The organism is Photobacterium japonica (genome assembly GCF_050337005.1).
In the GTDB taxonomy this organism is placed as follows: Bacteria; Pseudomonadota; Gammaproteobacteria; order Enterobacterales; family Vibrionaceae; genus Photobacterium; species Photobacterium japonica.
In genome coordinates this window covers 47,178-60,050 of the sequence record NZ_JAKJSN010000036.1, presented here as the reverse complement: position 1 = coordinate 60,050, position 12,873 = coordinate 47,178, and the positions used below count along the sequence as shown (strand labels likewise).

The 12,873-nt window shown below is 47.3% G+C and carries 11 protein-coding genes; 4 read left to right on the top strand and 7 right to left on the bottom strand.

Features of this window, described 5'->3' with window-relative positions:
- Window positions 1-720: 720 nt before the first annotated feature.
- The 3 genes from L4C36_RS14905 to L4C36_RS14895 form a co-directional block, all read right to left on the bottom strand.
- Complete coding sequence (locus L4C36_RS14905) at window positions 721-1,887, bottom strand: MFS transporter (protein ID WP_428478593.1); 1,167 nt, start codon at window positions 1,885-1,887, stop codon at window positions 721-723.
- Between the two features lie 673 nt (window positions 1,888-2,560).
- Window positions 2,561-3,985: a serine hydrolase domain-containing protein gene (locus tag L4C36_RS14900; RefSeq protein WP_428478592.1), complete on the bottom strand. Its 1,425-nt coding sequence runs from the start codon at window positions 3,983-3,985 to the stop codon at window positions 2,561-2,563.
- A 317-nt stretch (window positions 3,986-4,302) separates the two neighbouring features.
- Complete coding sequence (locus L4C36_RS14895) at window positions 4,303-5,997, bottom strand: AMP-binding protein (RefSeq protein ID WP_428478591.1); 1,695 nt, start codon at window positions 5,995-5,997, stop codon at window positions 4,303-4,305.
- Between the two features lie 437 nt (window positions 5,998-6,434).
- Here L4C36_RS14895 and L4C36_RS14890 point away from each other — a divergent pair, with 437 nt between their 5' ends.
- Complete coding sequence (locus tag L4C36_RS14890; protein WP_428478590.1) at window positions 6,435-6,896, top strand: TetR/AcrR family transcriptional regulator; 462 nt, start codon at window positions 6,435-6,437, stop codon at window positions 6,894-6,896.
- Window positions 6,897-6,961: 65 nt separating this feature from the next.
- The gene (locus L4C36_RS14885) at window positions 6,962-7,156 is read left to right on the top strand and encodes a YtxH domain-containing protein (RefSeq protein ID WP_428478589.1); all 195 of its coding nucleotides are present in this window, start codon (window positions 6,962-6,964) and stop codon (window positions 7,154-7,156) included.
- Between the two features lie 79 nt (window positions 7,157-7,235).
- On the opposite strand, the gene L4C36_RS14880 is transcribed toward L4C36_RS14885, so the two are convergent.
- From L4C36_RS14880 to L4C36_RS14865, 4 genes are all read right to left on the bottom strand, one after another.
- Window positions 7,236-8,567: an NCS2 family permease gene (locus L4C36_RS14880; RefSeq protein ID WP_428478588.1), complete on the bottom strand. Its 1,332-nt coding sequence runs from the start codon at window positions 8,565-8,567 to the stop codon at window positions 7,236-7,238.
- A 47-nt stretch (window positions 8,568-8,614) separates the two neighbouring features.
- Entirely contained in the window at window positions 8,615-9,721 is a 1,107-nt protein-coding gene (locus tag L4C36_RS14875) for an adenosine deaminase family protein (protein WP_428478587.1), read from the bottom strand.
- 152 nt (window positions 9,722-9,873) lie between these two features.
- On the bottom strand, window positions 9,874-10,797 hold the full coding sequence (locus L4C36_RS14870; protein ID WP_428478586.1) for a LysR family transcriptional regulator: 924 nt from the start codon (window positions 10,795-10,797) through the stop codon (window positions 9,874-9,876).
- A gap of 80 nt (window positions 10,798-10,877) precedes the next feature.
- On the bottom strand, window positions 10,878-11,663 hold the full coding sequence (locus L4C36_RS14865) for a M48 family metallopeptidase (RefSeq protein WP_428478585.1): 786 nt from the start codon (window positions 11,661-11,663) through the stop codon (window positions 10,878-10,880).
- 250 nt (window positions 11,664-11,913) lie between these two features.
- Between L4C36_RS14865 and L4C36_RS14860 the strand changes: the two genes are divergently transcribed.
- On the top strand, window positions 11,914-12,348 hold the full coding sequence (locus tag L4C36_RS14860) for a hotdog fold thioesterase (protein WP_428478584.1): 435 nt from the start codon (window positions 11,914-11,916) through the stop codon (window positions 12,346-12,348).
- Window position 12,349: 1 nt separating this feature from the next.
- Entirely contained in the window at window positions 12,350-12,586 is a 237-nt protein-coding gene (locus L4C36_RS14855) for a DUF3389 domain-containing protein (protein WP_428478583.1), read from the top strand.
- Window positions 12,587-12,873: the final 287 nt, after the last annotated feature.

The following is a 12,873-nucleotide window of genomic DNA, read 5'->3' as shown; positions in this document are numbered from 1 at the left end:
AAAAATAAATTATGTTTCTAGAACAGAGGCTTAGAAAATATCGGCTGAGCCTTGATTCAACAGGATCAAAAAGTGTGATCTCGGTAGGTTGTTTGTGCTCAGGAATCACGTAATCTTTACCACGTCGGAAGGAACTGACAGAACGGAACAGGAAAGCGGCCACGGACGTCGGCAACCTCAGGATGAGGGCGGTGAATCAGGATGATTTATCGGACAAGGACTGTGAAGGGAACGTCGAATGGAATCGATAGAGTAGGTAGGATGCTTACTCGTCAGGACGACATGCAAGGAACCACTTCAGGATTGAAGTCAAGGACACCTCCAGGAAGGAGATGAGAGTCAAGACAGGATGTTTTGATGGGTCAAGGCGGACCGAAAGGACATATCTAGGATAGATAGTTAAAGGACGACGCTGACGGATACAGCTTAATCATGGAATGATGCAGGGAGCACCCTAGTAGCCGGATTGCTGCAAGTAAGACCAAAGGGCGCGACGAATGTCGCGCCCGCTCTTTTTTTAGCGATATAAACGTCTTATCTTTTCTGAATAAATAACTATCACGTCATCTATTCATTTCATCAACAGTGAGTGACACGTTCTCATTCATGCCCCCTCACTGTCCATGTTGTACGCTTAATCTATTCTATTTACTGATATTACACATCGGTTATCACATATTGAGCATTACTCACGTCTGCTCACACCGTTACGTGCTTTGTTTACTGTGCAATGATCGTTGGTTTAGTCTTCATGCTGACAATCAACATATAAATTGACGTTGCAAGCAATACTGCAAAGAAGAAGCCCATCAAACCCATGCTCTGACGCATAAAGTACTGTGCTGCCACGGGGCCTAATGCCGAGCCTACGCTGTAACTAAACAGCATAATTTGCGTCGCTGAAACAATAGACGATGACTCAATGCCATCACACGCAAGTGTGATTGCGATTGGGTACAGGGCAAATGCAGACATGCCCAATAGTGCCAACGCGACAATGTGCGTCATGTAGTTTTGGTCTAGTTGGTAAATCCCCATGGCAAACACGCCAAGAATACTCACCAGTGCCAACAACAATGATTTCGACATACGGCAAGAGAGTTTGCCAATGATCGGTTGGATAGACATACCGCCTAATACCGTCGCCGCCATCAATACACCAATTTGATCATTGTTAGACGTTGTTGCCGACGCACGCAAAGCCAGTGGCAATAGACCGTAAATCGAACCCATTACGATGCCAGAGACTAAACAGCCGATCAGCGCAGGTTTGCTGATCCCTAAAATTTGTTTCCAAGTCAGGCTGACATGCTCTTCAATTGCAGGGTTTGCATTCTTCGATATGAATGCAGGTAGCATGGCAAATGACAGCAGCATCACGACAACCACAAACGGTGTCATGCCCGTTGTACCAAACATACCAATACCAAACTGACCCACAGTGGTACCACCGTAGAGCGATGTCATGTAAAGGCCAAGGTTTTTGGCGCGCTCTTCTTTGCTGTCGCCAATCAACAGCCAAGATTCAATCACGACAAAAATCCCCGCCACTGCCATACCGGCAATAAAACGGGCTGCCAGCCATACACCGAGCGTGGTGTACACCGCCATAACAGCAACAGACAATGCTAATAGTGCAATAAAGCCAATAAAGGCCAAGCGGTGGCCAATACGCTTGATAATAGGCTCAATTAACATGGAGCCAAGTAACAGACCTACGTAGAAAATACTGGCCAACCAACTGGCAGCATGTGTAGGAATGTTGTGACTCACCAAAGAGAGCGGTAACAGGCTCATTAAATAGCCTGAAGCGATTGCGAAAATGGTGAGTCCAGTAACTGGTACCCAAACACTCGTACGTGGTGCCACAGTAGCGTGCTCGTTCACTACGTTATTCTCCGAAAAAGCAGACAAAAAAATAAAAGCCCTTTCCGGAAAGAAAGTGGCTTTATTGGGACCCTTAGGTCACTGAGTGTTCGACGACATTGAAAATACGGGAGGTATATGTATTCGGTCGGAGTGCGACTATGACCGCAAATCTGAAGTTCGTAAAATGAGTAAAACTAATGCTTATCGTAAGCTCTGTTTATCAAGATTAATAGTTGATAAAAATGTAACTACATCTAAGTATTTCACTGCGTTGGTGAAAGATTTTTTGAGCGTACTTAGTCGTTGCTTTGATGTTTATCATGTTGAAGTATATGCTTTTTTATTGCTGACTTTCTCGTGGTGACGACGGTGATGAGCGCGGGTTATTAGGTGTGATTCTTCGTGTTGTAAGGGTTGGTTTTGCTTCTAAGATGACTGTTTTTATGAAAAGTTAATGAAAAAAAATAACAGGTAGGAGCGCCTTCTGGCTAATAACACGGAGAACTGACGGTTATTGAGGGAGTGCTTGTTTAGTCTTCAGGAAAAGGTAAACCGTCAATGATGCAATAACTTACTGATAAGGTAGGGTTTATTTAAAGTGTGCGTGAAAGCTGATGAGTCGAAGCAGAAAAGCGCGTAGGGAATGAATTGAGAAGAAACCGGCTGCGCAAGGCAGCCGGTTAACAGAGGTTTATTTAGAAATACGGGAGAACCGGGATAAGTAACGGCCATCACGCGAGAAGAAGACAATCTCGTTGGTGGTCTCGTTGTCATTGCGGTTGATTCGGATCTGGTTATCAATACCGACAGCGAACAGGCTGTTCCTTGTTTGAATTTTCAAGGGAATATTAAATTGATTCACCTTGGCCTTCAGTATTCCGTCTTTATAAACGACCTGAAGAGGAACGCCGTCGTTATCCAAGTAATTACCGATGACATCAATATCATGCTGCCATTTGGCAAAATTGGTCTTCGGTGGAATAACGCGGCCAACGGGTTTCTCATCGTTCATGATTTTGACCAAATCGATAGAAAGTAGGTCGATATTGGTATTGAACAAATTACTCAAGGCAATGATGGTGAGGTCCGACTTAGGATCTTGGATCAAAACCGCTTTGAAACCATCAATTTCACCTTGGTGAATAAAGTAAGTTGTGCCGCCAATTTCTTCATTGAACCCGCCAAATTGATTTTCATACATGCGTGCAACCATCTCGCGTGAAATGATTTGCCCGGTATTCAGCGAGCGGCTCCAGACCAGCAAGTCACGCGCGGTGGTGATCAGTTCACCCGCTGCCCATGCACAGCCGGGTGGGGTGATGTGCGCATCAACGAGCCCCGACAGTTCGTAGGACTTCGCCAGCTGGAAAGACAGCGTCAGTTTCATGCTGCTATCTTTCATGCCCAGTGGTCTGAGAATTTCAGCGGTAATGTAATCTTCGTAATTGGTGCCGGTGACTTGCTCAATGATTTCACCCAGCAAGTAATAGCCCGCGTTGTTGTAGTTGAACATTTTGCTCGGTGGATACACACGCGACTTATTGATGATGTTTTTCACCAATGCGTTAGAAGAGCAGCTTTGGTCGTATTCGCGCCATGACGGGTCGCGATACAAACCGGCTGTGTGGTTCAACAGCATGGCAATGGTGATGTTTTTCGCATCGTTCAATTTAGGGAAGTATTGGTAGACAGACTGGTCTATGTCGAGTTTACCTTGTTCATGAAGGCGTAAAATCGTCACCGCGGTCATTTGCTTGGTGATAGAGCCCACTTTAAACAAGTTGTCTTTATTGATTGGGCGTTTGAGTTTCACATCGGCGTAGCCAATGGCTTTCTCGTACACCACCTCATTGTTTTTCGCGATCAATACATTGCCACTGAATCGGCCATAGCTGTTCAGGTGGCGAATGTATTCTTCTAGATTTTGCTGTGTTGGGGTCGCTTGCGTGTCACCTGTTTGATTAGGTGTGGATTCTGTGTGTTGAGGTCCGGTTAACGTTAGGCCCCCGTCCGTGCTCTGTGCACCGGTTAATGTGATCGTTTCAGCATGGGAAAAGTGGCTGAGCGGAAAGAGAGCAAGCAGTAATAACACTTTCAAAGTCTTGGGCTTTTTCATATTTTCTGCAGTAAAGTGATAATAAATGCACTCAACGTATCACCCCAAGAAATGTTCAGCTATTCAAGGGTGTCACCTCGAAGGGGAGAGGGTGAAAAATTTCGACGCAGTTTAACTTTTTTTGAGGGGTGAATTTTTATTGCAGTGAAAAGTGTAAGCAATATCAACTCGATGGCGGCGTAAAATAACGGGAAAAAACAAGGTAATTAAGTATCTGTTTTGTAAATAACTTTGTTGATTTTGTTGACAGTAAAAAGCCACGCAACGGTGGCTTTTATGGGATTGWTTCGCCTTTTAGGCTGGTCTTTGACGGGCGATCACTTTTCCCATTGAATGAGGGTGTCTTTTGGCCATTGCGCGCCAATGTCATAATATTGTTTCTCAAGCAAGTGTCGCTTAATTTTGAGTGTCGGCGTCAGAATGCCATTTTCTATGCTCCACGGTGATTTAATCATGAGCACGCCTTTGATTTTGGCGTGTGATTCTAACTCGTTGTTGATCATGGCGACCATGCGTTCAATACTTTTCTCATACCGGGCAGGATCGAAATTTGGGTAGTCATGCGGCACGGCCAAGAGGATGGGGGCGGGCATGCCTGACCCCACGACACACAACATTTCAATATTCCCAATGTCCACAATGCGTTTTTCAATCGGTACCGGTGAGACGAACTTCCCTTTTGCGGTCTTGAAGGTATCGTTTTTACGGCCTTGAATAGTGAGATAGCCGTCTTCATCCATAAATCCGATGTCACCGGTACGTAGCCAGCCATCCTCATCAAACATGGCCTGCGTGGCTTCTTCGTTCTTGTAATAGCCCGCAAACAGTCCTTGGCTGCGAACAAGGATCTCTTCATCCGCCGCTACTTTGACTTCTATGCCTGGGCCGGCGTTGCCGACAGAACCAATTTTATCGCTTCGGAAAGGGTGATTCAGTGTGCTGTAGGCAAAAGATTCTGTCATGCCCCACGCTTCGGTGATGTTCAGGCCAATGCTTTCATACCAGCGTAACAGCGCGGGAGAAACGGGCGCGGAACCACAGCCTAATACGCGGGCTTGATCCAAGCCAAGGCCATCGGCCAATTTACGTTTTATCAAGCCGGATACGAAGGGGATTTTCAGCAACAGATTGAGTTTTTTTTGTGGCAGTTTGTCGAAGATCCGTTGTTGGAAAACGGTCCACAGTCGCGGGACGGAAATGAACAAGGTAGGACGATGCATTTTGACATCATCAATGAAAGTATCGAGCGATTCTGGGAACGCGACTTGAATACCCGCCATGACGGAAGCGCCAAAAATGTACACCCGCTCAGTGATGTGAGCGAGCGGTAAATAAGAAAATAAACGTTCCCCTTTTACCATGCCGATATGATCCACTAACCGCTGGGCTGACCAAGAAAACGCCCCGTAATTGAGCAAAGCCCCTTTGGGTAAACCCGAGGTGCCGGAGGTGTACACAATCGACATCAAGTCATCATCATGATGAGTCGGACGTTCTTCGGTCGGTGCGTGGTCTTGAATAAAGGCCTCAAGCGTGGTATCGCATTCAGGCGCTGACGGGTAGGGAAAGGCAATCGAAAATACGTCAGGGTGAGCGGCCATGACCGTGGAAATGGACGTGGCGTCGTCCAGCTTACCGACAAAGACCGCCTTTGATTCACTGTGCGTTAAGCAATGCTCAATCGTGTCAGCCCCTGCTGTCGGGAAAATGGGCACACTGACGTAGCTGCCTAGCATTAAGGCCAGGTCGGTGATAAACCATTCGGCACAGTTTTTTGACACAATCGCGATACGATCGCCCGGTTGAAGCCCTTGTGCCCGCAGTGCGCTCACCAGTTTAAGTGCATGATTGGCCACTTCTGCATACGTGAAATCAACGAATTGGCGATTGATGATTTGGCGGAGGTATACATCATTGGCGCGTTCATTGGCCCATTTTAGTATCATGTCGGTAGGCTGTGGGTGAGCCGTTGCCGACGCGCTTAAGGGATCCGCGTGCAGAGGTAACGTCATAATACGATCCTTTCTGTTATGTTATTGTTAAAATAATGCTAACTCAAGGTCTTGGTCAAGTGTTGATTGTCAATAACAGGCAAGAAAAAAAGGCTTACCYTTTCTTCAAACTAGAACAAAATAGGAACAGATGCGTTATTTTTATTACTTTAATAACCTATTCATAAATTTTTGTTTCTATTATACTTGTTGCGATTTACGAAAAAGTAATGTGATAAATTGAATATAAATTCATCGCATGATATTCGCCGTATAGGGATATTTCGTCATGCAAACGGCAATGTGTTTTAGGCCTGCCAATGCATGTTTTTGGTCTGCTAACACATGTTTTTAGCTTGCTAACACAGCGCACCATGTATGACCGGGAAGTGACAAGGCCTGCAGAGGAATTTTGCGGGTATGTTGTTGATTGAATTAGATGATAGAGTCAACTCATTATGCCAAAGCGTAGTAAAGAAGATACCGAAATCACCATTCAGACGATCATGGATGCGGTTGTTGATCAAATTCTGACCTTGGGATACGACAAAATGTCGTACACCACGTTGAGCAAACAGACCGGCATTTCTCGTACCGGCATCAGCCACCATTTCCCCAAAAAGCAAGATTTTGCCAATGCCCTTGATGGGCGAATTTTCTGTTTATTCATTGAGAAACTGGATTTAAACGCCGGATTGCAAGAGTTTGTGAATAGCTGGCTGAGCGCTTTGGATGATGAAAAATTTCGCGCAACGTTACGTTTATTGTTCCACCATATTGCAACCGCCGAAAGCACCAGCGAATTTTCAAAACGTGGCATTGAGCGTTTATACCAAATGTGCCAAGAGCGATTTGGTGATGAAAGTGAGAAAGAACTGGAGTGGTTGCTGGGTAAGTCACTGATTCGACTTGTCCGATAGGTGATGCGAATAGACTAAGACGTACACGGTCAGTAACGACAGATTGATAGAAAGTTAGAGTGTGAATGATGTTGAAATATATTGTAATTGCATTGGTAGGGCTGGGTATTTATATCGGCGTGACATACAAAGATGAGATCGAAGATGTCATGGATGCGCGTTCTTTTGAAGAAGTGCACGATGCGTATGAAGACGCTGCCGACAAAGCTGATGATGCGGCGGACGAATTAAGCGATAAATGGAAAGAGCTCACCAAGTAGTCCATTGAGCCCACTGTATTGCATAAAAAAGACCGACTTTTCGAAGTCGGTCTTTTTGTATCAGCGTGTTTATACGCGATCAATGCGCTGAAATGATATAGAAGTAGTAAATCATGGTTAAGGCGATGAGATAGACCGACCAGTGATCTTCTTTATAACGGCCTGTGGCGAGCTTGAGGAAAGCATACACCAGCATCGCAGCGGCAATACCGTTACCCGCATTGAAGCTGAACACACTCATTACGACACACACGAAGGCCGGTAAATATTCGGTGATATCGTCGTAGTTGATTTTGCGCATAGAGCTCATCATGGCAATACCGATGTACATTAGAACCGGTGCGGTGGCTTCGGTGGGGATCATACCCGCCAGTGGCGCCAAGAATAAAGTCAGACAGAAGCACGCTGCCGTGACTAACGCAGTAAAGCCGGTACGGCCGCCCGCTTCTACGCCCGCCGAGCTTTCTACATACGTTGTCAGTACCGGGCAAGAGAACAAGGCGCCGAAGGTGGTTGCGCTGGAATCGACATGAAAGTTCTTTTCAATGCCGGGCAAGTTACCGTCTTTATCTAAATAGCCCGCTTGTGCGCCAATGCCCAATAGTGCCCCTAGTGTAGAGAAAAAGTCAGGAATAAAGAACGCCAGCAAAAAAGGCAGATAGACAGGGCTGAGTGCGCCGATGACATCAAGCTGGAAGAACATGTCATCAATGCTGCCCGGCATGCTGAAAAAGTTGTCTGGCACGCTGGTGATGCCTAAAGGCAAGCTGATCAAGGTGGTCAGCAAGACGGCGATAATGATGCCGCCCTGAATTTTACGGGAGACAAAGAACAGCACCATGAAGAAGCCCAGCATGGCAACCATCACTTCCAGTGACGCCAAATCCCCGAAAATCAGCACGTTTTTACGTGGATCCGCGACCACGACACCGGCTTGTTTAAAGCCCAGCAACGCGATGAACAGGCCAATACCCACACCCACAGACACTTTTACGCTGTGTGGGATCACGCGGACGACGAAATCACGCACGCCCAAGAACGACACCAGCATGAAAAGTACACCGCTGATGAAGACGATACCGGCAGCAATGCTGAGCGGGACATCGTTACCCAGTAAGGTGTAGGAGAAAATCGCCACACTGCCCAGACCTGGGCCTAAGACAAACGGGCGGTTGGTGTATAGCGCCATTGCGATGGTGGTGATCACGGTCATGAGCACGGTGACGGTCAAGGCGCTGTTGAATGGGATCCCGCCTTTGCTTAGCATGTTAGGCACAACCGCGACCATGTACGCCATCGTGGCAAAGGTGGTCAGTCCGGCAATCACTTCGGTACGAAGGTTGGTGTTATTGCCTTTAAAATCAAACCAATTAGCAAGGCTAAATCCTGGTTTAGTGGTAACAGTTTCCATTGTATCCCTCTACAAATCGTACTCAGTCGTACGAATAAGTCATGCAGTTAACGTGCGCGGCAATAGTGAATGTGTTTATTGGCTGGAATCATCGGTTCAGCGGCCAGCGTGCGTCGCAATCGATCAAATTCCGCGGTCCATTCGGTGACCCATTGTTGTTTTGTGTCGGTGGGCATCCAGCTGGCTTCGATGCTGTTGATTAGCATTTGGCGCAGGCTGTCTAAATCAAAGCCAAAATCTTCCACCATCACGCGGTAGCAATTGGCACTGGTTGTGTCGTGAATATGCCAGTCATCGGTACATGGAATGATGTTGAGTCCCGCTTTGGCCATGGTACGAATAGGGTGGTTCATTGCCCATCGCGCGTGATCCGGCCACTGTTTGAAGTAATAGGTATTGGACGGAATGACCGTAAACGGGATCCCTTGCTCGGCATATCGCGCGGTCAGATCAGGGTTGTCGATAATGGTGTAGCCATGATCAATACGATCAACCTGGATCAATGCAATACCGGTTTCCACGTTGCGCCAGTGCAGGCCAAATTCTGAACAATGGGCGGTTAAGCGTAAATCATGCTGTTTGGCTAACGCGTAGGCTTTCCAAAAGTGCTCGACAGGCGCGTTATGTTCTTTGTAATCAATACCGATACCCAGCACATAAGGGTGTGGATAGCGGATCATAGCGTTGACCATGTCTACCGCGTCCTCTGGGGATTTTTCACGGTTAATCGACGGGATCAAGCGGATCACTAAACCTAAACGCGTCTGCACATCGTCAATAGCGTGGGCGAGTGAGTCGGTGACCTCGGCATACGTCAGTGACGTATCACTGGGGTTCCAGAAGGTTTCGATGTAGCGCACCCCGCAGGCATGGGCGTCTTCCGCTACTTCATGCAATACACGGGCGTAATCTTCCGGTTCGCGCATCAGTTGATACAGAAACGTCAGTGCCTCAATGCCGCCTTTAATGATGCCACCTTGTTCTTGATGGGCACGGTAGTAGCATTTTGCCTCATCCTCAGCCAGATCAACGCCATATTTATGGGCAAAGGCCAGCATGGTTTCAAGGCGCACCCCACCGAGTAAGTGGTAGTGCAGATCCGCCTTGGGAAATTGATGATAAAACGCAGAAAGCGAAAGTGTATCGGATGCCACAGTAACCTCTTTGACGCAACAATTTGCGCAAACGTTTGCTATTGCGCGGAGTATCTACCTCAAACGCGGAAATGTGAAATGCAAATATCGATATGTCAGTGCCGAATCGGCACTGACCTGTAAGGTTATGACGTTTTAGGCAATGAGAATGTTTATGCGGGACGGTGCCAAGCGTGAGTGAGTTGCCATCCTTGCTGAATGGCTTGCTCTAATTGTTGCCACATCTGCTGTGCCTGATGGCGTAACGGAGCCGAGTTGCGATAAAGCCGGATTTGATACGGGAAGCGGAAGTGATCGGGGGCAATGGCGGTGAGTGTGCCTGCGGCGAGTTCATCACGGATTTGCACATCCGGTAACCAAGCGACCCCTTTGCCTCTCAGTGTCATGTCTTTGTGCAATTGGCACATGGAGCTTTCAAACACCGGGTAGGTATTGAGGGGGTCTAAACGGGGTTGATGCTGTTCGATCAAACGGGCGCTGTAGGAATCGGCACTGTAACGGATCATCGGCGTGGCGTGATGAAGCGGGTCAAAATACGCTGTGCCATCGTCTTGTGTGGCAGAGACAAGTAAGAAGTCGCCCTGTCCAATGCAGAGGTTAGCAAAAGGGGGCTGGAGCAAGGAATGAATTTCAAACCCGAGGAAAAAGTCACACTGGCCTTGGATCAGCGAATCGACCGCGCAATCCACACGCAAAATATCTACCGAGAAGGGCACGTGCTGGGATTGATTAATATGGTCGATCAGATCCAACAACGTCGGTGACGCTAAAGAGTGTGGGCTAGCAATACGGATAGGATTTAACAAAGGCTGTTCAATGCCATTGAGCATTTTTAAGCCGTCTTCCATTTGAGCAATGACATTCCGTGCCACGGTTCGAAATTGTCGTCCTGCTGGCGTTAAGCTGATCGGCGTGGTTGAGCGATCAATCAACGGTTGACCGATGGCTTTTTCCAGTGCGCGAATATGGCGACCAAACGCAGGTTGAGTGATATGTCTGGCTTCTGCGGCGCGAGAGAAATGCTGCAGTTCGGCCAGCATGAGGAAATCTTCCAGCCATTTTGTATCTAGGTTCATGATGCGACTCGTCACGCCGTAAAGGCAGTAGGATCAAAAAAGCACCGAAACGGTGCTTTTTTTTATGATATCGGACTGGCTTATATTCTACATTGCGGTCGCGGTGTTTTATAGCTCGGCAGTTGTTTGATTTCTGCTTTTAGATCATCAATGCGCGTATCGTGCGAAGGGTGCGTCGACATCAGTTCCGGTGGCTGATTGCCGCCAGAGGCTTGTGCCATGTTTTTCCACAGGGCAATGCTGGCGTTCGGATCAAAACCGGCTTCCGCCATGATACGTAAACCCATAATGTCAGATTCGGATTCTTGCGAGCGACCATAAGGCATCAAAATACCGTATTGCACCCCAAGGCCCAATCCCGCCATTGCTGCACCGTGATACTGTGTACCGCTGGTGGCCAAGCTAGATAGCTCTAAACCCACATCGGTCATTTTGCTGCGAGAAAGGCGCTCGTTACTGTGCTGTGCAATCACGTGGCCGATTTCATGGCCAATGACGGTTGCCAGTTGGTCTTGATCTTTCGCCACGTCTAACAGGCCGGTATACACACCGATCTTGCCACCTGGCAGCGCAAAAGCATTCACCTGATCGCTGTTAAATACCACGACTTCCCATTGTTCATTGGCGTGTTCGCCAGCCAGTTTGGCGGTCAGTGCGTTTGTCACACATTGCACATACTGGTTGGTTTTTTTATCCGTATTGATCTTTTCTTGTTTTTTCAATGCATCAAAAGATTGTGCACCCAACTGTGACATATCTTGCTGTGAGTACAGCAACATCTGGCTGCGGCCGGTAGGCGAGTTGCTGCAAGCCGTCAGGGCGAAAGTGGCTGCGATAAGGCTGGCAATAGCCAAAGGACGATTCATGTGTGACTCCTGTCAATATATAATGCAATTCCCAGCTCGGAATTATACCTGCAAATGCCTATCTGAAATCCATCCCTACGGTCTGCGAAAGAGGAGATTTCAAGGATTTTAGTGCAATATTGCGGCGCTGTTGTCGAATTACACCCACGATATTGCACGATTTACGTGCTAACAAGATAGCCAGATTGCTAATTGTGAGATAACTCAGTTCCTGTATGATCGTGAATGGAAATAATGTTGGGATAAACACATGTCAATATGGAAAAAAATATTCAGCCTAGAGAGCTTGAATAAAACGTCAGTGAACACCTTGGTGGAGCATCTTGGCATAGTCTATACCGCCTTTGATGATAACAGCCTGTCTGCCAGTATGCCTGTTGAAGCGCGCACACATCAGCCCTTGGGGATGTTACACGGTGGGGCATCCGTTGTGCTGGCTGAAACGTTGGGATCGTTAGCGGCTAATATGTGTGTGCCTGACGGCTATTATTGTGTCGGGCTAGACATTAATGCCAATCACATCCGCGCCATGCGCTCGGGCACAGTGATAGGCAAAACGACTCCCGCGCACTTGGGCGCCACAACGCAAGTCTGGCAAATCGATATAACGGATGAACGAGGTCGAATGGTGTGTACCAGCCGACTAACCATTGCAGTGATGAAACAGAAAAAAGCGGTGAAGTAAGATGAATATAACGTTTTCAGAAGGGCGAGTGATTGCCAATCAACATGAACTCGTGGTGCGATTAGACGGACAGGCACGTGCAACGATGCAAGCCATGGTGGATGACATTACCTTGATGGGCCGTGGCGCCAATGTGATTACTGCGATGGGATCGGGAGTGAGCTGGTCGGTCAGGCTTGATTCTGATGCGCAATTGCAGGCGGTGTCAGACGCCATTGGAATCGCGATTCAAGAATAATGCGAGGGAGGTCATTGTATTTTAGTGACCCTGTCACTCGTCGCCATTGAGTTATGTGTAAAAAGAATAATATTAATGAGTTGTTGATGGGCTTATTATCAGCTTTGGCCACACTTTTAAGCCGCTCCCATTCTTGTATTTAGAGAACTCATTGTTGATAACATTGTAGATACATTTGTTGTTGGCAATGATCCGCGCCAATTAACAAGTTTTTGTGAGACCCCTAACTCATTATTGACTTTTATGACCCAAATATGGCTCCTGACAAGGTATGGTATAAGGGTAAG